The following is an 18,962-nucleotide window of genomic DNA, read 5'->3' as shown; positions in this document are numbered from 1 at the left end:
GGCCCTTACGTGATCACGACCAAAGACATCGCGGAACGCCTCGGAGTCTCCGTCTCCACGGTCGGCCGGGCGCTCGCCGACGATTCCCGCATCAGCGAGGAGACCAAGTTCAAGGTCCGCCAGGCCGCCGCCGAGATGGGCTACGTCGGCAACCGTGCGGCCCGGATGATGCGCGGGGCGTCCAGCAACGTGGTCGCGCTGGTGATCCCGGACATCCGCAACAGCTTCTACTCGACCATCGCGCACGAGCTGTCCAAGAACATGGAGGCCGAGGGCTTCCAGCTGATGCTCTCGGAGACGGACGACGACCGGATGGTGGAGCTGCGCCATCTGCGGGAGCTGTCCGCGACCCGCGTGGCCGGTGTCATCATCGTGCCCACCGCGCGCCCGCACAGCGACTCGGTCAAGCTCCTGCGCACGATGCCGCACCTGCAACTGCTGCGCCGCCACCCGTCGCTCGGCTCCCAGTGGTTCGGCGTGGACGACCACGAGGCGCTGCGTGTGGCCACGGCCCACCTGGTGGCCCAGGGCCACACGCGTATCGCGTACATGGGCGGCCCCGAGGAACTGCCCACGGGCGCGGAGCGTCTGCGCGGCTTCCGCAGCGCCCTGCGCGACGGCGGCCTGCCGGACGGGGCCGGGCGCACGGAGCTCGGCCCGCCGTCGTCCGTGGACCACGGCCGCCAGGCGATGCGCCGGCTGCTGAAGGGCCCGGACACCCCCACCGCGCTCGTACTGGGATCGATCCAGCTCACCCGGGGAGTCCTGGAGGAACTGTCCGAGCAGCGGGTGAAGGTGCCCGGGGAGCTGTCCGTGATCGGGTTCGGTGACGAGCCGGGGTTCTCCTGGTGGGGTCCCGGACTCACGACGATCGGTCTGCCGATCCAGGAGATGGCCACCGGCTGCGCGCTGTGGCTGATGCGCCGCCTGAAGACCAAGCCGGGCAACGACGGACCGTACACGTCGGTCTCCCCCGGATCGCTGATCCTGCGCGGCAGCACGGCACCTCCCGGCGGAAAGGCTTCGCCCCGACCCCGCTGAGCCGTGGGCGACCGACCCCACCCGCACACGCGGAAGGCGCCCGGAGCACACCGCTCCGGGCGCCTTCGCACGTCCCCGCCGAATCGGGCGGCGGGGACGGTGGCAGGTCAGTGCGTTCCGCCGCGCAGCCCGCGCATGACGCGGGCGGTACGCACGAGTTCGTCGAGCACCTGCTCGGCCGCCGCCTCGTGGATCTTGCCGGGCCGGAAAGCACCGTCCTCGACGAGTTCGTTGACGAACGGGATGCTCACGGTCGGGCCGATCGGCAGCATCCTGAGGTTCGCCACGACCTGCTTGCCCATCTGCACCGCCCGGGTGCCCGCCGAGACGCCTCCGTAGCTGACGAACGCGGCCGGCTTGTGCTGCCACTCCACGACGAGGTAGTCCCACGCGTTCTTCAACGGGGCGGGGAAGCCGCCGTTGTACTCGGGGGTGACGAAGACGAACGCGTCCGACGCCTCGACGATCCGGCTCCACTCCCGGGTGTGGCTCTTCGTGTACTGCCGCAGGGCGGGCGGGTGCGGCTCGTCGAAGAAGGGAAGGGCGAGTTCCCGGAGGTCGACCGTGTGCGACTCGAACTGTTCGCACTCCGCGGCCCGGGTGGTGAACCAGTCCGCGACGGACCTTCCCACCCGCCCGGGACGCGTACTGGCCACCACGGTGGTGAGGGTCATCGGCGCCACAGAGGGCTCGGCTGCCATATCGGGCTCCCTTTCCTTTCGGCCGCCCCGCCCGGCGGGCCCGCCTCTTCCCGTGCTGTCCGTCCAGGAGACGTGCGGGCCCGCCGGAGTCCTTGCCGGAGCGGCATCGTGCGAACGATAGCATTTACTTGGAGATGGACCGCGAGAGCAGATCCGCACGGCAGACAGATGGGCATCGAGCGCAACCCGCCTCTTGACATCACCGCCGACAGTTCGCACGATTGCGCTATCGTTAGCACGGTGGCGAACAGAGCCGTACGACCCTTCGCCCACGCGCAGCGCCCTCGTACCGATCCGGGTGCCGCTCCCTCGGGGTCCACCCGCGCCCGCTCGTCGGCGATGCCCCCGTACGCCACGGCCGTGCGGACGTCCCTCTCCCGATGACAGGCACGGACTCCCCGACCCTCACCCCGGTCGTCCGAACTCCGAAAGGTTGCACCGCCATGACAGACGCGCGGATCGCCAAGCTCCACGGCCGCAGAGTGTGGGACTCACGCGGTCGGCCGACCGTCGAGGTCGAGGTCCGGCTCGCGGACGGCGCGGTCGGTCGGGCCATCGCACCGGCGGGCGCCTCGACGGGCCAGGGCGAAGCGCTCGACCTGCGCGACGGCGGCAGCCGCTTCGGCGGACTCGACGTCCAGCGCGCGGTGGGCTCGGTGAACGACGAGATCGCGCCCGCCCTCGCCGGCCGTGACGCGGGTGACCAGGAGGCCGTCGACCGGCTGCTGGTGGACCTCGACGGAACCCCCGACCGCGGCCGTCTCGGCGGCAACGCGATCGTGGCCACCTCCATGGCCGTCCTGCACGCCGCCGCCGCTTCGGCGGGGGTGCCGCTGTGGAAGCACCTGGCGGGCGACAGCCCCGTACGTATCCCGCTGCCCGAGATCCAGATCTTCGGCGGCGGCGCCCACGCGGACCGCCGGGTCGACGTACAGGACTTCATGGTGATGTGCCCGGCGGCGGACAGTTTCTCCGAGGCCCTGGACTGGACCGCGGAGATCTACCGGGCGGCCGGAAGCCTGATGCGCGCGGCGGGGAAGGCCCAGGGCGTGGCGGACGAGGGCGGCTTCTGGCCGGCCTTCGACTCCAACGAGGAGGCGCTGGAGATGCTGACCCACGCCATCCGGGCCGCGGGCTTCGCCCCCTCGACCGAGGTGGGCATCTCACTGGACGTCGCGGCCTCGCAGTTCGGCAGCGGCGGGCGCTACACGCTGGCCCTGGACGACCGCACGCTCGACACCGCGGCGCTGATCGACATGCTGGGCGGCTGGATCGAGCGGTATCCGATCCTCTCCATCGAGGATCCCGTGGGCGAGGACGACCACGACGGCATGCTGGAGTTCACCCGGCGCTACGGCGACCGCTGCCAGGTGATCGGCGACGACTACCTGGTCACGAACGCCAAGCGCGTGGAGGCCGCGGCCACCGCCGGAGCGGCGAACGCCGTCCTCGTCAAGCCGAACCAGGCCGGTACGGTCACCGAGGCGTTCCAGGCACTGCGGGCCGGCAAGGAAGCCGGATTCGGCACGATCGTCTCGGCGCGTTCCGGCGAGACCGAGGACATCACCATCGCCCATCTGAGCGTCGGCTGGGACGCCGGCCAGCTGAAGGTGGGCTCGTTCACCCGCTCCGAGCGCATGGCCAAGTGGAACGAGGTTCTGCGCATCGAGGAGTCCCTCGGTGAATCCGCCGAATTCAGCGGCTGGTCCGCCTTCACCTTCGCCGGATCCCGGGCCTCCACGACCAAGCCGTAAAAAGGCCGTGGAAATATCACGTATTACAGTCAGCGAAATCCCGAAACCCAGAGACCCAGAATTCCAGAGCCGATCCGAGCACGGAGACCAGCATGCTGCCACCCGTCAATCTGCGCCCGAGTTTCAACATCACCCGCTCCAGCCACGTCCGGCTCACCGTGGCCGATCTGGCCGAGAGCCGGAACTTCTATGTGAACGTGCTGGGACTCGTCGTCAGCGACGAGGACGAGCGCACCTGCTATCTCCGCGGCCTGTCGGAGGCCTGTCACCACAGCCTCGTCCTGGAACTGGACGAAGAGGGCGCGGGCTCCTGCGGGAGGATCGGCTTCCGGGTCTTCTTCGACGAGGACCTCGACATCGCGTACGACTGGTTCCGTGAGCGGGGACTGCCCGCCGAGTGGGTCGACGCCCCGTACCAGGGCCGCACCCTGCACGTCAGCGACCCCATCGGCACGCCCCTCGAACTCTGTGCGCACATGGAGACCCGGCCGAGGCTGCACATCGACTTCCAGCTCCACAAGGGCGCGCACGCGCAGCGACTCGATCACTACCAGACCTTCGCGCCCGACACCTACGAGCTGTGCGCGTTCTACGGCGAACTGGGCTTCCGTAACTCCGAGTACCTGGCGCACGGCGACAAGCTGCTGGGCGCGTTCATGTACCGCAAGGGCACCTGCCTGGACCTGGCGATCGTCGAGAACACCGGGCCCGCCCTGCATCACTTCGCGTACACCGTCTCCGAGAGCCACGACATCTTCACCGCCTGCGACTTCGCGGGCATCCACGGGTACGGCGAGGGCGTGGAGCGTGGCCCGGGACGTCACGGTCCGGGCGGGATGCTCTTCGCCTACCTCCGTGACCCCGACGGGCACCGGGTGGAGGTCTTCAACAGCCATTACCAGACGATCGACACCGAGATCGAGCCGGTGCGCTGGGACGCGGGATCGCTGAGCACGAACGCCCGCTGGGGCCTGCCGGCGCTGGAGAAGTGGTACTTCGAGGCGTCGCCCTTCGCGGGGGTCAAGCGGATTCCGCCGGCCGAGCCGCCGAAGCCCATGTCGCTGGAGCGGTTCCTGCTCGAACAGTCCCAGTCCACCCGCTGATCTTTCCGTCCCCCGAGGAGACACCCATGGCACGCGTCCCCTATCTGCGCCGCGAGGACGCCGACGAGTCGCAGAAGCCCCTGTACGACCGGCTCGAAACCGAACGCAAGGTCCCGACGGCGAACATCTTCCTCGCCCTGACCAACGCGCCCACCCAGCTGGACGCCTTCCTGACCTACGCCAACTCGCTGCGGGCCGCCGACCTCAGTCCCAAGCTGCGGGAGCTGGCCATCCTGACCGTGGGGTACGCGACCCGCTCGGCGTACGAGGTCGCGCACCACCAGTCGCACGGACTCAAGGCCGGGCTCACCGAGGAACAGCTCGCGGCGGTGGCCGACTTCGAGTCGTCCGATCTGTTCGACGACACGGAGAAGGCGGTGATGCGTCTCGCCAAGGAGTCCACGCTCCAGGTCGACGTCGCGGAGAACACGTGGCGTGCCGCCGCCGACCACCTGACGGACAAGCAGATGGTCGAACTGTCGTTGTCCATCGCCTGGTACAACTCCGGCGTCCGCATCATGGGATTGCTCGGCATCGACCTTGAGGACAACTACCCCAACCCTTTTCCCCATTCGTAGGGAATTCTTGGTGTCTCCGCCCCCGGCCGCCCGGGACGGAGCAGTAACAAGGAGTATTTCAATGGCGAAAATGCTCGCTGCACGACTGCACACGCTCGGTGAGCCGATGTCGATCGACACGATCGACGTACCCACGCCGCGCCCGACCGACGTACTGGTACGGGTGAAGGCGTGCGGGATCGTGCCGAACATGGCCAACGTGATCAACAACTGGCCCACCTGGTTCCCGCATCAGCCGTTGCCGAAGTTCCCCGCCATCTTCGGCCTGGACGCCGCCGGCGTGGTCGAAGCGGTCGGTGAGGCCGTGCTGCACACCAAGCCGGGTGACCGGGTGTACGTCAACCCCCTGCGTTCCTGCGGGAGTTGCCAGGTCTGCCGGGGCGGTGAACTGAGCCGGTGCCGCTACTTCACGTTGAACGGCTACTTCAGCACCTCCCGTGACGGCCAGCGGATCTTCGACCTCTACCCCTACGGCGGCTTCGCGGAGTACATGACCGCCCCGCAGTACTCGATCGTCAACATCCCGGACACCATGACGTTCGAGCAGGCGGGCAAGCTCGGCTACATCGGCACCTCCTACGGCGCCCTCAAGAACGCCGCCGCCGGCCCCGGCCAGGTCGCGCTGATCGACGGGGTCACGGGAACCCTCGGTGTCGCGTCCACCGTGCTCGCGCTGGCCTCCGGTGCCGCCCGGGTCCTCGGGACCGGTCGCAACGAGGCACTCCTCAAGCGCGTCAAGGAACTGGACCCGGAGCGGGTCGAGGTCTTCCGGCTGGGTGACGGCTCCACCGGTGAGTGGGCGAAGTCCCGCACCGGCGGCGAGGGCGCGGACTACGTGATCAGCGCGCTGGGCGCCAAGGCTCCGGTGGAGACGATGCTCGACTCCATGCAGGGTGTCCGCAGGGGCGGCAAGGTGGTCAACGTCGGCGGCGTGGCCGACCGGCTGCCCGTGGACGTGAAGTGGCTCATGGACGAGCAGGTCCAGCTGATCGGCTCCAACTGGTTCAGCACCGCGCAGGGGCAGGAACTCGCCGACATGGTGGCCACGGGCACCCTGGACCTGTCCTACCTGCAGGCCAAGCCCTTCCCGCTGTCCCGGGTCAACGAGGCCATCTCGGGCCTGGAGGACCGCGACGGCGGATTCAGCAACTACGTCGTCATCCCCTGAACCACAGGCGTACCGTACTCACCCCGCGGCGGTCCTGTTCTGCCCTGACGCCGCCGCGTGGTGTCCGACCCACCGGCCGTACGCACGGCCGGTGGGTCGCCCCAGAACACGCCCAGCAGGACGGAGGAGCCGGTGGAACTGCGCTGGCTGGAATCGTTCGTCACCGTCGCGGAGGAACTGCACTTCGCGCGGGCGTCGGACCGTCTGCATCTCGCTCCCTCGGCACTCAGCGCCCAGATCAGGGCGCTCGAATCGCACCTGGGCGTCCGCCTGATCGACCGCGGACGACGCACCCGCCCGGCGCTGACCAGCGCCGGGCGGCTCTTCGTCGAGGAGGCACGGCTGACCCTCGCCCAGGCCGCGCGGGCCGAGGCCGTGGGCCGGCGTGCCGGTCGCGGGGAGCTGGGGCACGCCCAGATCGCGTACGTCGCCTCCGCCGCGTTCTCCGGGGTGCTGACCGACGTCCTCACCCGCTGCGCGGCCCCCGGCACGCAACTCACCCTGCAGGTGCGCGAGTTGGAGACACCGGCGCAGCTGGAGGCGTTGGCCTGCGGGGACATCGACGTCGGGTTCCTGCGCTGGAGGCCGGAGTACCCGCCCGAGGTCACGGCCACCTGTCTGCTCACCGAGGACGTCGTCCTGGCGCTGCCGGCCGACGCACCGCTGGCGGCGTACGAGGCGGTACCGGCGGCGAAGCTGCGCGACGAGCGGTTCGTCGCCCCGCACTTCGACGAGGAGTACGGCTGCCGGGACCAGATTCTGGAGGTGGCGGAGCGGGGCGGTTTCAGCCCGCGGTGCGCTCCCCCGGTGCGGGACTTCATCGCGGCTCTGACACTGGTGGGAGGGGGTCTCGCGGTGGCTCTGGTCCCCGACTCGCTGCGCCGCGTGCAGATCCCGGGAGTGGCCTACCGTCCGCTGGCGGACGTACCGCTGACCACCCGGCTGGTGGGTGCCTACCGCAGAGGCGAGACCTCGCCCGCCGTGCGCGGCGTGATCCGCCGCCTGCGGGAGGCGGCTGCCGCCACGGTCACCGCCGGCTGACACCACGGAACCCGGCGGGCGGCCGGCCCAGGGCGAGTTTCGCGACCCGCGGCCCGTTCGGGCCTCGGGCGCGCCTCCACGGCCGTCGGGACCACCCCTGATCCGGTCGGCGTGGCGTCCGTGCCGCCCCGTCGACCGACACCGGACCGACGCATCTTTGTACGCGGAAAACGCATCGTCCGAGCAGGTCAGAGGGGGTGTGACCGGCCTACGCTCAACACGGCACCACAGAGCGTGGCGGCGTCCGTCGACTGCCGCCGGACGGAGTAGGACAGGCGGAGGAACGCATGACATCGAGCATGACATCGATCAAACACGTGGGCGTCGTCGGCGCCGGACAGATGGGCCGGGGCATCACCGAGGTCTGCGCCCGGGCCGGCCTGCGCGTCACCTTGTGCGACGTGACCGAGGACAGGGCCCGTGCCGGTCTGGCCGGCGTGGCGGACTCCCTGCTCAAGGCGGAGAAGCGCCGCGCGATCACCTCGGAGGGCCGCGCCCATGCGCTGGCCGGGATCTCGGCCACCGGGGATCTCTCCCGCCTGTCCGGGGCCGACCTGGTGATCGAGGCGGCCGTGGAGGACGAGCGGGCCAAGACGGCTCTGTTCCGGCAGTTGGACGAGGTGGTCACCGATCCGGCCGCCGTGCTGGCCACCAACACCTCCTCGATCCCCATCGCCCGGCTCGCGGCGGCGACCGGACGGCCGGAGTCGGTGGTCGGCCTGCACTTCTTCAACCCTGTCCCCGTCATGCCGCTGGTCGAGATAATCCCCTCGCTGCATACCTCGAAGGCCACGGAACTGCGCGTGCGTGCCTTCGCCGACGAGACCCTGGGCAAGAAGACGATCGTCACGCAGGACCGCGCCGGCTTCGTGGTGAACTCCCTCCTGGTTCCCTACCTGTTGGCAGCGGTGCGGATGGTCAGCTCCGGCACGGCGACGGCCGAGGACATCGACACCGGCATGACCGCCGGTTGCGCCCACCCCATGGGCCCGCTGCGCCTCGCCGACCTCATCGGTCTCGACACCGTGGCGGCGATAGGCGAGGCGCTGTACGAGGAGTACCGCGAACCGCTGTACGCCCCTCCCCCGTTGCTGCGCCGCATGGTCGAGTCGGGCCTGCTGGGCCGTAAGTCGGGGCAGGGCTTCTTCGACTACCAGGCGGCCTGAGGGCCGGCAGGGGGTCGGTGGGCCGGCGGACCGGTGTCCGTCACCGACTCCCCCACCCGCGCGCGACACCAGGGAGGGGCGGCCGTCGGCCGCCCCTCCCTGGTGTTCGCCGGCGTCCGCTCGATCACCGGGCAGACGTGGTCCGGGGGTTCGGTACGGCCCCTCCGGCCGCCCGGCACCTCAACCGTCGGCGCGGCGGGCGGCCACCTCCCGGGTGAGCCGGGGAGCCACCGCGAACAGGTCGCCCACCACGCCGTAGTCGGCGAGGTCGAGGATGGGCGCCTCCGGGTCCTTGTTGACCGCGACGATCGTCCTGGAGGTCTGCATTCCGGCGAGGTGCTGGATGGCCCCGGAGATACCCAGGGCGATGTACAGCTGAGGGGAGACGGACTTGCCGGTCTGCCCGACCTGGAACTGGTGCGGGTAGTAGCCGGCGTCCACCGCGGCGCGCGAGGCGCCCACCGCGCCTGAGAAGGCGTCCGCCAGTTCCTCCACCACCTCGAAGCCGTCCGCTCCTCCGACACCGCGGCCGCCGGAGACGACGACGGCCGCCTCGGTGAGCCCGGGCCGGTCGCCCGCGGGTACGGCCCGCCGGTCGGTGATACGGGCGGAGCCGGCGGGGTCGACGGCCGGCGGCGCCAGTGTCCGCTCCACGGCACCGCCGGGATGCTCCTCCGGCTCGAAGGAGCCGGGGCGCACGGTGATCACCGGTGTCCCGTGGGTGACTTGGGAACGCACGGTGTACGAGCCCCCGAAGACGATCTGAGTGACCGCGCCGGAGGAGTCCAGGTCGACCGCGTCGATCAGCAGCCCGGCGTCCAGCCGTGCCGCGAGACGCGCGGCCGTCTCCCTGCCGTCGGTCGTCGCGGAGACCAGAACGGCGGCCGGAGAGGTCTCGCTCACCGCCAGCTCCAGAGCGTCCACGGCGGGCGTGACGAGGAAGTCGGCCGCTTCGGTGGATTCCGCCGCGTGGACGCTTGTGGCGCCGTATCGGGCGAGGGATTCCCTGAGGCGCGCCGCCGTGCCGGGGGTTCCCACGACGACGGCGGCCGGGTCGCCCAGCCGCCGTGCGGCGGCCAGGAGTTCATAAGTGGTTTTGTTGACACGTTCCCCGTCGTGGTCGACGAGTACGAGGACATCGGGCATGGGTCCTGTGTTCCTGTTCGGACGGGTCAGACGGGTCAGACGGGTCAGATGTCGGACGGGTCAGATGTCGGACGGGTCAGACGAGCTTCTGGGCGATCAGGTACGCGGCGAGCTGTCGGCCCGCCGAGCCGTCGTCCGTGATGCGGATTCCCGCTGAGCGCGCGGGACGCGGGACGGCCTCCAGCACACGGGTGCGCCTCACGAGGAACTCGGCGTCGTCGGCGCCGGGGAACAGGTCGTCGAGGTCGACCGTGTCCACCGGCTTCCTCTTCGCGGCCATGATCCCCTTGAACGAGGGGTAGCGCGGCTCGTTGATCTTCTCGGTGACGCTGACCAGCGCGGGCAGCGGGGCGTCCAGCGTCGCCTCGCCGTTCTCGGTCTCACGCTCGGCGCGCACCCGTCCGGCGTCCACATCGAGCTTCCGTACCTGGGTCACCTGCGGCAGTGCGAGCAGGTCCGCGACGACGGCCGGTACCGCGCTCGCCCGGCCGTCGGTGGTCGCGTCGCCGGCGAGTACCAGGTCGACGTTCTCCACGGTCCGCAGGGCGGCCGCCAGGACCTTCGCGGTGGTCAGTACGTCCGCGCCGCGCAGGCGGTCGTCGCAGATGTGGATGCCCCGGTCGGCGCCCATCGCCAGGACCTTGCGGATGGCTTCGAGCGCGGATTCGGGTCCCATGGAGACGACGACGATGTGGGCGTCCGCCGTCTCCTTCAGACTCAGGGCCTCTTCGGCGGCGCGCTCGTTGATCTCGTCCAGGACGAGGTCGGCGTCCTCGCGGTCGAGAAGGTGGTCGGACCGGGACAGGGTGCGTTCGGCACCCGTGTCCGGGACCTGCTTGACGAGTACGACGATGTTCACGGGCGTCTTCCTTCGGCGTTCGGTGATCCTGCCGGGCCGTCAGCGGCCGGTAGTCGGCGGTCGGCAGTCGGCCGTCAGCGGCCGGCAGTCGGCCGTCGGCCGTCGGCCGTCGGCGGCCAGCGGCCAGCGGCCAGCGGTCGGCAGTCGGCGGTCAGCGGTCAGCGGAACGCCGCCTGGCCGGTGAGCGCCTGCCCGACGACCAGGGTGTGCATCTCGCTGGTGCCTTCGTAGGTCAGGACGGACTCCAGGTTGTTGGCGTGGCGCAGCGGCGAGTACTCCAGGGAGATGCCGTTGGCCCCCAGGACGGTGCGGCACTCGCGGGCGATGGCGATCGCCTCGCGGACGTTGTTGAGCTTGCCGACGCTGATCTGTTCGGGCCGGATGCGGTGCTGGTCCTTGAGCCGGCCCAGGTGGAGGGCGAGCAGCGCGGCGTTGCCCACGGAGACGCTCATGTCGGCGAGCTTCTTCTGGGTGAGCTGGAAGGCGCTGATCGGCTTGTCGAACTGCACGCGGGAGTCGGCGTACTCGATGGCCGCCTGGATGGAGTCGCGGGCCGCGCCGACCGCGCCGAACAGGATGCCGAAGCGGGCCTCGTTGAGGCAGGACAGGGGTCCGCGCAGGCCCTCGGCGAGCGGCAGACGCGCCGAGTCGGGCAGCCGTACGTTGTCGAAGTACAGCTCCGAGGTGATCGAGGCGCGCAGAGACATCTTCTGCTTGATGTCCTGCGTGGTGAAACCGGGGGTCCCGCGGGGGACGAGGAAGCCGCGGATGCCGTCCTCGGTCTGCGCCCAGACGGTGGCGACATCGGCGATGCCGCCGTTGGTGATCCACATCTTGGAGCCGTTGAGGATCCAGTCTCCCCCACCGTCGCGGACGGCCCGGGTGCGCATCCCGGAGGGGTTGCTGCCGAAGTCGGGCTCGGTCAGTCCGAAACAGCCGATGGCCTCACCGGCGGCGAGCCGGGGCAGCCACTCCTGCTTCTGCTCCTCCGAACCCCACTTCCAGATGGAGAACATCGACAGCGAGCCCTGCACGGACACGAAGCTGCGGAACCCGGAGTCCGCCGCCTCCAGTTCCAGGCAGGCGAGGCCGTAGCTGACCGCGTTCGTCCCCGCGCAGCCGTAGCCTTCGAGGTGCATACCCAGGACGCCCAACTTGCCGAGTTCTGGAGCGAGTTCGCGCGCGAAGTGGGCGTTCTCGAACCACTCGCCGATGTGCGGGCGCACCCGGTCGGCGAGGAACTTGGCCACGGTGGCCTGGATCTCGCGCTCCTCGCCGGTGAGGGTGGAGGAGATGTCGAGCAGGTCGAGGGGGTCCTTCATCGGCTTGGTGCCGCTCATCGTGAGCTCCTGGGGGTGGTGGGTGTTCGGGTGGTGGGTGTTCGGTTCGGTCGTGGTGCCTGCGCCTGGAACGGTCGGCCGACCGCTCAGTTCGACGCGGAGGGGTGGTCGTGGCCGGAAGGGCGGCGGTGCAGGATCTCCGCGGTGTGCTGGCCCAGGCGCGGTGGCGGCAGGCGGTACCGCGCGGGCGTACCGCTCAGCGCGATGGGGCTCGCGACCTGGCGGAAGGGCCTGCTCTCGACTCCGTCGACTCCGTCGGCGGGTGCGGCGGGGATGTCGACGATGCCCGGAAGGCCCAGCTTCCGGGCGAAGTCGAAGGCCTCGTCAAGGGTGTTGACCGGGCCGGCGGGCACCCCCGCGGCCAGCAGGACGGCCGACCAGTGGTCGGCGCCGACGGTGCCCAGCCGCCGCGTCAGGATGTCCCGCAGTTCGCCGCGGTGGGCGACCCGGTCGGCATTGGTGCGGAAGCGGTCGTCGAGAGCGAGACCGGGTTCCCCGACGAGGTCGGCGAGCGCGGCGAACTGCCGGTCGTTGCCCACCGCGATCGCGATCGGACGGTCGGCGGCCGGGAAGGTCTCGTACGGGGCGATGCTCGGGTGCGCGTTGCCCATACGGCCCGGGACCACACCGGCGACGGCGAACGCCGACGCCTGGTTGACCATGGCCGACAGCAGCGAACCGAGCAGGTTCACCTCCACGTGCTGCCCTTGCCCGGTGGCGTCCCGATGCCGGAGGGCCGCGAGGATACCGAGCGAGGCGTGCAGGCCGGTGATCACGTCGACCAGGGCCACGCCGGCCTTGACCGGCTCACCGGCCGCGTCCCCGGTCACGCTCATCAGACCGCCGACGGCCTGCACCAGAAGGTCGTATCCGGGGATCGCCGCACCCGCGCCGCTGCCGAAGCCGCTGATCGAGCAGTAGACCAACTCCGGTTGTAGGGCGCGGAGTTCGCGAGGGCCGAGCCCGAGCCGTTCCATCGTGCCGGGGCGGAAGTTCTCCACCAGCACGTCGGACTCGGCGACCAGGGCGCGGGCCTGTTCGCGACCGGCTTCGCTCGTGAGGTCCAGGGTCACGGACTTCTTGTTCCGATTGACGCTGAGGAAATAGGTCGAGGTGCCGTCGTGGTCCGCCGGCGGATGCCAGGCCCGGGTGTCGTCCCCGATGCCCGGCCGTTCGACCTTCACCACGTCCGCGCCGAGGTCGGCGAGCAGCATGGTGGCGTAGGGACCGGCGAGAACCCGGGAGAAGTCGGCGATCCGCAGACCCTCCAGCGCGCCGCGCCCCACTCCCTCGACCGCGCCGGCCTGTCCGTCCGGCGCGTTGTGCTGGGTGCCCACGCACCCTCCTCTCTGATCGTCCCGCTCACGCGGAGCGGCTGCGTTCGAGCCGTTTTCCGTCACCACCAGCGGTCCGAAGTCGGCGGGCGAGTGGGCTCGACGACGGGAAGTCCCTGCCCGAGGGGAGCGATGTCCCGTACGACGCTCACCCTCGACCCGACCGCGACCGGCGCCGCGTCGGTGGCCTGGCAGAGCAGGTTGAAGCCCTCGTTCATCGCGACGAACCACGTGTGGTGCGGGACCTGGCCGTGGCGGCGGACAACCACCCCGTCGCCCGCGCTGCGTTCCCGTCGAAAAGCCACGGACCCGCAGGCACGGCAGAAGGAGCGGCGGTAGGCCGGAGTGCCGCACCACAGGCAGCGCTGGAACAGCAGTTCGCCGCGGTCCGCCGGTGCGGTCGGCGCGGCGGGCACGGTCGCGGCGGGCACGGTCGTAGCGGGCGCAATCGTGGCGGGCACGGTCGCGGCGGGCACGGTTGCGGCGGGCACGGTTGCGGCGGGCACGGTTGCGGCGACGGCAGCCGTTTCGTGGTCGTCGCCGAGTTCGGTGTCTTCAAGGGTGTCTGTCCGGAGCATCGCGGCCTCCTGCACGCAGTTCGGTGACCGGAAACGGGAGATCGGAATCCGATCTGGCTCCCTCACCCTGGCCCTGCCGCGGACCGCCGGTCAACGACGAGCTGACGCATCTTTGTGCGCGGAACGCGTTCCGTTCACCGAGGTCAGAACCGCCTTCCGGCCACTACTCTCACCACGGGCCCCGAGAACCCGACGCACAGGAGGCCACGTCCACCGGGACGGACACAGACACCGAGGAACGGACGCAGACTCCGAGGAATCGACGACGAGTTCCCGGGGGCTCCCCCGAAGTGAGCGGCTCTCGACCCCTCCGCGACCTGAGCCCGGCCGGCATGCGGGCCAGGAGGCGGGGAACCCGGGCACGGGCGGGTGAAGCGGATCCCGTACGAGCTGTGTGGTTCGGCTCCTGGTCCTCGAATTTCATGACTGAGTGGCACCAGCGCTACCGCGCCCCCGGCGTGATGATCTACAGGGCGACCAGCATCAGGGCTCCCTCCAAGGGGCCTCGGAGTGGCCGAAAATCCAACGACCAATGCCCTGACCTGCGGTGATGGAGGGTCAGTGTGGGTGGTGGCTAGTCGTCGTGTTCGGGCTCTTCGTCGTCATCCGCATCGACAGCGCCGGGCAGTGGCGGCGGTCCACCGCGAGGTGGTGCTGCGCGGAGGCTTGGTGGAGTTCCACAAGCTTGGCGTCCGAGGTGGATTGACCCATGAAACTAGCATTGAAATGAACCTTTTTACGGGTCTTTGACTCTCGTAGATTCATTGATGTCAGCACGAAGTGCCTGGTGGGAAGCCGGGCCGAGCATCTGGGAGACGTTATGGACGCCGTTGTGAACCAGCCGGTTGGCCCTGTCCTGGTCCGGCCGGAGAGCGTTGAGGTCATTCAGGATGGTGCGCTGAGCCTGATCGGTCTGCTCGCCGACGCCGGAGAGACCGATGGCGCGCTCACTGCGAACAAGGCGACTTTCCGCAAGGGTTCGCCGGGGGCGCCTGCGCACTTCCACACCAAGGCCAGCGAGATGTTCTTCGTCCTGGACGGCACGATGCGGTTCCTGGTGAACGACGAGATCGTGACCTTGGGCAAGGGCGGGTTCCTGACCGTTCCGCCGACCGTGCCGCACGCGTTCGCGCCGGCCCCCGGCAGCGAGGCCGAGCTGCTGGTGGTCTTCACCCCCGGCCTGCACCGTTTCGACTACTACCGGCTGCTGGAGCGGGTGTACCGGGGTGAGGCCACGGTGCAGGAGATCCGCGACAGCTCACAGCAGTACGACAACCACTACTTCGACAGCCCCGTGTGGTCGGAGGCGCTCGCCGAGCGCTGACCCCTGGCCGGGCCACGCCGCCCGTGGCCCGGCCAGGAAACCCCCTGAACTCCTCCGGAAAGCAGTCTCGCCATGCCCTCGACCATGCCCACAGCTCTGCGCCGCCGCCCGGGAGCGACCCTGGCGCTGCTTGCGTTCGCCCAACTGATCATCTCGATCGACTACAACATCGTGTACGTCGCCCTGCCGGAGATCGGTTCCGGTCTCGGCTTCTCCGCGCAGAACCTGCAGTGGGTGATCAGCGCCTACGCCGTCGCGTTCGGCGGCTTCCTGCTGCTCGGCGGGCGGGCCGGCGACCTGCTGGGACCACGGCGGATGTTCGCCGTCGGACTCGTCCTGTACGCGATCTCCTCGCTGCTCGGCGGTCTTGCCGAATCAGCCGCCATGCTGGTCACGGCCCGAGCCGTGCAGGGGGTCGGCGGCGCATTCCTGTTCCCCGCGACGCTCACCCTGGTCTCCACCAGCTTCGCCGAAGGACGTGAGCGCAACCGCGCGTTCGCGGTGTGGGGCACCGCGGGCGGCAGCGGGATGATCCTCGGTTCCCTGCTCGGTGGTGTGCTGACGGACGCGTTCGGCTGGGAGTCGGTGTTCTTCGTCAACGTGCCCCTCGCCGGTACCGCCGCCCTGCTCACCTTCGCGCTGATCGCACCGGACGCGCCACGCGCCGGCGGCCGCTCGCTGGACGTTGCAGGCACGCTGACCTCGACGATCGGTGTCACGGGCGTGGTGTTCGCGCTGGTGCAGGGGCCGGAGTCCGGATGGCTCTCGCCCGCCGTGCTGACCGCCGCGCTCGCCGGCGCCGTCCTGCTGACCGTGTTCGTCGCGATCGAACGGCGCAGCGCCGATCCGCTGATGCCGCTACGGCTGTTCGCCAACCGCGACCTGAGCGTGGGGACGGTCGTCACTTTTCTCTACATGGGCACCTTCGGCGCTCTGCTGTACTTCTTGACCGTGTACTTCCAGGGCGTGCACGGCTACGACGCGTTGACCACCGGGCTGGCGTTCCTGGTGCCGATGGCCGCGATCGCGGCCGGTTCGCAGACCGCCGGTCGGCTGGCCACCCGACACGGGACCCGGCCGGTGCTGGTCGCCGCGCTGGCGGCGGGCGGTGTCGGTGCCGCGATCCTCGGCGCGACCATGGCGACCGACGCCTCCTACATCGCGCTGATCCCCGGCCTGGTCGTGCTCGGTATCGGCCAGGGCGCCGGCTACACCCTAATGTTCGGCGCCGCCACCGCCGGGGCCGCCGCCCGGGACCAGGGCATCGCCTCGGGCATCGCATCGACCAGCCAGCAGGTCGGCGGCGCGGTCGGCCTCGCGCTCCTGGTGGCCGTCGCCAACGCCGGCCTGGACGGGATCAGCGGCCAGGCACTGCGCACCGCGACCAACGACGGGCTGCGCACCGCGGTGTTCATCGCCGCCGCGGGCATCGCGATCACCGCCCTGGCCGCCCTCGGTCTGCGCAAGACCAAGGCCCAGCAGATCACCCAGCCCGAGCCGCAGGCCGAGTCGAAGGCCGACGACCGCCCGCTCGCGCACCTCTGATCAAACCCGACACCGATTCGCCGAAAGCGGTGCCCCCTTCCCAGGGCGGCACCGCTTTCGGGGTTCAGGCGTCAGGTGGCAGAGCTTGGCACAGCGCGTCAAGCGCCGGTCGATAGCGGTGTTCGGGGGGTGTGGCATAGCCGACAACCAGACCGTCATGGTGGGGGTCGGGGCTGTCGGGGTGGCCGAACGTCGCCAAGCCGTCGAGGGCCAGGCCCATCCATGTCGCCGCTTTGACGGTGGACGCCTCGGTGCCCGGCGGCAGCCGGAGGACCGCGTGCAGTCCGGCCGCGATGCCGGTGACCGCGATGTGCGGGGCGTGCTCGGCCAGCGTCGTGACGAGCAGGTTACGGCGGGCGCGATAGCGCTGCCGCATGCGGCGGATGTGCTTGTCGTACTGGCCGGAGGCGATGAACTCCGCGAGCGCGAGCTGGTCGGTGACCCCCGTCCACGCCTCTCGCAGCCCCTTGGCCGCGAGCATGGCCTCGACCAGATGCGGCGGCAGGACCATCCAGCCGAGCCGGATCGCCGGGGACAGGCTCTTGCTGACCGAGCCGATGTAGACGACATGGTCGGGATCAAGCCCTTGAACCGCGCCTACGGGTTCACGGTCGTAGCGGAACTCGCCGTCGTAGTCGTCCTCCAGCACCACGCCGCCACGACCGCGCGCCCAGTCGACGGCCGCGGCACGCCGCGTCGAATGCAGCGGACCACCGGTCGGGAACTGGTGAGCTGGAGTGAGCAGGACGGTCCGCGCTCCACGCCGAGGCTGCAGACCGGGGTGCGATGCCAACTGATCGGTCCGCACACCCTGGCCGTCCATGCCCAGCGGGACCGTGCTGACTCCGGCGTCGGCCAAGATGCCGCGGTGGAAAGGCAGGCTGTACGGCTCGACCGCAAGCGGCCCGGACAGCACCCCGCCGCCGAACAGCAGCCGCAGCGCGTGAGCGAACCCGGCACAGACCACGATCTGGTCCGGTGAAGTCGACACACCGCGCGCCCGAGCCAGGTACTCGGCCAGTACACGGCGCAGTTCGGGACGTCCCTGGGGATCGGGTGGAGCGAACGCGTCGTATGGTGCTGCCGTCACCGCCCGGCGGACGGCCGCGGCCCACGCGGCGCGAGGGAAGGACGTCGCGTCCGGCTGCCCCTGCTGGAGGTTGTGGGCCACGACCTTGCGGCCGGGCGCCTTCTTCGGAACACGCTGCGGCTTGGCCTCCACCCGCTTGGCGACCCGGGTACCGGAACCCTGACGAGCGGTCAGCCAGCCCTCGGCGACCAGTTCGGCGTAGGCGTCCGCGACCGTGTTGCGAGCGACCCCCAGGTCCGCCGCGAGCGACCGGTAGGGCGGCAGCAACCTCCCCGCCGTGAGCCTCCCGCTGCGCACCGCCTCCCGCAGCGCCTCCGCCACCGCAGCCCGACGAGGCCCCGTCAGAGACAGCTCAAGGTGCAGGTCAGAGCCCGCCTCCTGGGCAGAATTGACCCGTGACTCCGCCATCCGAACGCACCCCTCAATCAGTCTTTCAGGTGCCTAGGCTAATCAACATGAACAACACAGACGTTAACGCCGGCCTCTCCCGCATCAACTTCGCCGCATCCGCGCCGCGCGCGTTCAAAGCCCCTAATCAGCTTCGACGCCGTGTCCCGCGGGCCTCGACCCAGCCTTGATCGAACTGGTCCAGATCCGCGCGTCCCGACTCAACGGCTGCGCGTACTGCCTCCACATGCACACCACCGACGCGCGCAAGGCCGGCGAAAACGAAGAACGCCTCCACATGGTCCAGGAGTGGCACGACGCAACCCACTTCTTCACCCCATCCGAACAAGCCGCCCTGGCCCTGACCGAAGCCATCACCCAGATCACCGACGGCGTCCCCGACGACGTCTTCAACCGCGCCACCGAACACTTCGAGGACACCGAACTGGCCCAGCTCATCTCCGTGATCCTGACGATCAACACCTGGAACCGCATCGCCATCACCACAACCAAGATCGCCGGCACCGACGAACGACACTGAACGCCTCAGCAGCCGCGCCACCACCCCTGGCCAGGCGCGGATCACGAGCCCTGCTGCCTACTTCTCGCGGCTGTCCGCGGACGCAGGAAGCAGGAAGCAGGAACGACCGCCCCTCCGGAGACGTCGAGGACGACGAAGACCCACTCACCACCGTGGAGCGCGAACTCGCCGAAGAGATCGGCCGCAGCGGCCCGCTCCCCCTGGACCCTGGGTGCGTGCGCCATCGAAGCCTCTCCCGAACCACGCGACCGCCGTGCCATGAGGGA

18 protein-coding genes and 1 pseudogene are annotated in these 18,962 nt (G+C 70.1%); 10 read left to right on the top strand and 9 right to left on the bottom strand.

Translation table 11 applies throughout. The annotated features are described in order from the left end of the window. The first annotated feature begins 9 nt into the window (after positions 1-9). Complete coding sequence (locus OG272_RS38860) at positions 10-1,041, top strand: LacI family DNA-binding transcriptional regulator (protein ID WP_327727182.1); 1,032 nt, start codon at positions 10-12, stop codon at positions 1,039-1,041. Positions 1,042-1,148: 107 nt separating this feature from the next. Here the strand turns inward: OG272_RS38860 and OG272_RS38855 are convergent, their stop codons facing one another. Continuing rightward, positions 1,149-1,742 (bottom strand): NAD(P)H-dependent oxidoreductase, encoded by a 594-nt coding sequence (locus OG272_RS38855; protein WP_327727183.1) that lies wholly within the window; start codon positions 1,740-1,742, stop codon positions 1,149-1,151. A gap of 443 nt (positions 1,743-2,185) precedes the next feature. Here OG272_RS38855 and eno point away from each other — a divergent pair, with 443 nt between their 5' ends. The 6 genes from eno (at position 2,186) to OG272_RS38825 (ending at position 8,552) form a co-directional block, all read left to right on the top strand. Then, positions 2,186-3,496: a phosphopyruvate hydratase gene (gene eno / locus OG272_RS38850; protein WP_327727184.1), complete on the top strand. Its 1,311-nt coding sequence runs from the start codon at positions 2,186-2,188 to the stop codon at positions 3,494-3,496. A gap of 92 nt (positions 3,497-3,588) precedes the next feature. Further along, on the top strand, positions 3,589-4,599 hold the full coding sequence (locus tag OG272_RS38845; protein WP_326575277.1) for a VOC family protein: 1,011 nt from the start codon (positions 3,589-3,591) through the stop codon (positions 4,597-4,599). Positions 4,600-4,625: 26 nt separating this feature from the next. Beyond that, positions 4,626-5,177: a carboxymuconolactone decarboxylase family protein gene (locus OG272_RS38840; protein WP_326575279.1), complete on the top strand. Its 552-nt coding sequence runs from the start codon at positions 4,626-4,628 to the stop codon at positions 5,175-5,177. 61 nt (positions 5,178-5,238) lie between these two features. Continuing rightward, a complete protein-coding gene (locus OG272_RS38835) occupies positions 5,239-6,345 on the top strand; it encodes an alcohol dehydrogenase catalytic domain-containing protein (RefSeq protein ID WP_327750211.1) in 1,107 nt (368 codons plus the stop codon). 60 nt (positions 6,346-6,405) lie between these two features. Next, a complete protein-coding gene (locus OG272_RS38830; protein ID WP_326575283.1) occupies positions 6,406-7,386 on the top strand; it encodes a LysR substrate-binding domain-containing protein in 981 nt (326 codons plus the stop codon). Positions 7,387-7,685: 299 nt separating this feature from the next. After that, positions 7,686-8,552, top strand: a complete 867-nt coding sequence (locus tag OG272_RS38825; protein ID WP_326575285.1) for a 3-hydroxybutyryl-CoA dehydrogenase — start codon at positions 7,686-7,688, stop codon at positions 8,550-8,552. 180 nt (positions 8,553-8,732) lie between these two features. On the opposite strand, the gene OG272_RS38820 is transcribed toward OG272_RS38825, so the two are convergent. The 6 genes from OG272_RS38820 to OG272_RS38795 all read right to left on the bottom strand — a co-directional run bounded on the left by OG272_RS38820 (position 8,733) and on the right by OG272_RS38795 (position 14,520). Next, positions 8,733-9,698, bottom strand: coding sequence for an electron transfer flavoprotein subunit alpha/FixB family protein (locus OG272_RS38820; protein WP_405895626.1), 966 nt, complete (start codon positions 9,696-9,698; stop codon positions 8,733-8,735). A gap of 76 nt (positions 9,699-9,774) precedes the next feature. Beyond that, positions 9,775-10,557, bottom strand: a complete 783-nt coding sequence (locus OG272_RS38815; protein ID WP_327727186.1) for an electron transfer flavoprotein subunit beta/FixA family protein — start codon at positions 10,555-10,557, stop codon at positions 9,775-9,777. 158 nt (positions 10,558-10,715) lie between these two features. Beyond that, positions 10,716-11,897 (bottom strand): acyl-CoA dehydrogenase family protein, encoded by a 1,182-nt coding sequence (locus OG272_RS38810; protein ID WP_327727187.1) that lies wholly within the window; start codon positions 11,895-11,897, stop codon positions 10,716-10,718. Positions 11,898-11,983: 86 nt separating this feature from the next. Beyond that, positions 11,984-13,234 carry a CoA transferase gene (locus OG272_RS38805; RefSeq protein WP_327727188.1) on the bottom strand — a complete coding sequence of 417 codons (1,251 nt, stop codon included), beginning with the start codon at positions 13,232-13,234 and terminating at the stop codon, positions 11,984-11,986. A 59-nt stretch (positions 13,235-13,293) separates the two neighbouring features. Further along, positions 13,294-13,809 carry a Zn-ribbon domain-containing OB-fold protein gene (locus OG272_RS38800; protein WP_405895625.1) on the bottom strand — a complete coding sequence of 172 codons (516 nt, stop codon included), beginning with the start codon at positions 13,807-13,809 and terminating at the stop codon, positions 13,294-13,296. Positions 13,810-14,367: 558 nt separating this feature from the next. Beyond that, positions 14,368-14,520 carry a hypothetical protein gene (locus OG272_RS38795; protein ID WP_327727190.1) on the bottom strand — a complete coding sequence of 51 codons (153 nt, stop codon included), beginning with the start codon at positions 14,518-14,520 and terminating at the stop codon, positions 14,368-14,370. 109 nt (positions 14,521-14,629) lie between these two features. On the opposite strand from OG272_RS38795, the gene OG272_RS38790 reads away from it, so the two are divergent. Both OG272_RS38790 and OG272_RS38785 read left to right on the top strand, forming a co-directional pair. Further along, positions 14,630-15,133 (top strand): cupin domain-containing protein, encoded by a 504-nt coding sequence (locus OG272_RS38790; protein WP_326575295.1) that lies wholly within the window; start codon positions 14,630-14,632, stop codon positions 15,131-15,133. 72 nt (positions 15,134-15,205) lie between these two features. Next, positions 15,206-16,678 (top strand): MFS transporter, encoded by a 1,473-nt coding sequence (locus tag OG272_RS38785; RefSeq protein ID WP_328224284.1) that lies wholly within the window; start codon positions 15,206-15,208, stop codon positions 16,676-16,678. 64 nt (positions 16,679-16,742) lie between these two features. Here the strand turns inward: OG272_RS38785 and OG272_RS38780 are convergent, their stop codons facing one another. Then, positions 16,743-18,176, bottom strand: a complete 1,434-nt coding sequence (locus OG272_RS38780; RefSeq protein ID WP_326575299.1) for a PLP-dependent aminotransferase family protein — start codon at positions 18,174-18,176, stop codon at positions 16,743-16,745. A gap of 47 nt (positions 18,177-18,223) precedes the next feature. Between OG272_RS38780 and OG272_RS38775 the strand changes: the two are divergent. Beyond that, positions 18,224-18,696, top strand: a pseudogene (locus tag OG272_RS38775) (carboxymuconolactone decarboxylase family protein). Between the two features lie 41 nt (positions 18,697-18,737). On the opposite strand, the gene OG272_RS38770 reads toward OG272_RS38775, so the two are convergent. Further along, on the bottom strand, positions 18,738-18,920 hold the full coding sequence (locus OG272_RS38770) for a hypothetical protein (protein ID WP_327727193.1): 183 nt from the start codon (positions 18,918-18,920) through the stop codon (positions 18,738-18,740). Positions 18,921-18,962: the final 42 nt, after the last annotated feature.

The organism is Streptomyces sp. NBC_00104 (assembly GCF_045160825.1).
Taxonomy (GTDB): Bacteria; Actinomycetota; Actinomycetes; order Streptomycetales; family Streptomycetaceae; genus Streptomyces.
The sequence above is the reverse complement of the archived record's forward strand: the minus strand, read 5'-3'. Positions and strand labels throughout refer to the sequence as shown.

Excerpts from the sequence above, each read along its gene's own strand:
- OG272_RS38855 (WP_327727183.1), bottom strand. The coding sequence starts at position 1,742 with ATGGCAGCCGAGCCCTCTGTGGCGCCGATGACCCTCACCACCGTGGTG.
- eno (WP_327727184.1), top strand. The coding sequence starts at position 2,186 with ATGACAGACGCGCGGATCGCCAAGCTCCACGGCCGCAGAGTGTGGGAC.
- OG272_RS38845 (WP_326575277.1), top strand. The coding sequence starts at position 3,589 with ATGCTGCCACCCGTCAATCTGCGCCCGAGTTTCAACATCACCCGCTCC.
- OG272_RS38840 (WP_326575279.1), top strand. The coding sequence starts at position 4,626 with ATGGCACGCGTCCCCTATCTGCGCCGCGAGGACGCCGACGAGTCGCAG.
- OG272_RS38835 (WP_327750211.1), top strand. The coding sequence starts at position 5,239 with ATGGCGAAAATGCTCGCTGCACGACTGCACACGCTCGGTGAGCCGATG.
- OG272_RS38825 (WP_326575285.1), top strand. The coding sequence starts at position 7,686 with ATGACATCGATCAAACACGTGGGCGTCGTCGGCGCCGGACAGATGGGC.
- OG272_RS38820 (WP_405895626.1), bottom strand. The coding sequence starts at position 9,698 with ATGCCCGATGTCCTCGTACTCGTCGACCACGACGGGGAACGTGTCAAC.
- OG272_RS38810 (WP_327727187.1), bottom strand. The coding sequence starts at position 11,897 with ATGAGCGGCACCAAGCCGATGAAGGACCCCCTCGACCTGCTCGACATC.
- OG272_RS38800 (WP_405895625.1), bottom strand. The coding sequence starts at position 13,809 with ATGCTCCGGACAGACACCCTTGAAGACACCGAACTCGGCGACGACCAC.
- OG272_RS38795 (WP_327727190.1), bottom strand. The coding sequence starts at position 14,520 with ATGGGTCAATCCACCTCGGACGCCAAGCTTGTGGAACTCCACCAAGCC.
- OG272_RS38790 (WP_326575295.1), top strand. The coding sequence starts at position 14,630 with ATGGACGCCGTTGTGAACCAGCCGGTTGGCCCTGTCCTGGTCCGGCCG.
- OG272_RS38785 (WP_328224284.1), top strand. The coding sequence starts at position 15,206 with ATGCCCTCGACCATGCCCACAGCTCTGCGCCGCCGCCCGGGAGCGACC.
- OG272_RS38780 (WP_326575299.1), bottom strand. The coding sequence starts at position 18,176 with ATGGCGGAGTCACGGGTCAATTCTGCCCAGGAGGCGGGCTCTGACCTG.
- OG272_RS38770 (WP_327727193.1), bottom strand. The coding sequence starts at position 18,920 with ATGGCGCACGCACCCAGGGTCCAGGGGGAGCGGGCCGCTGCGGCCGAT.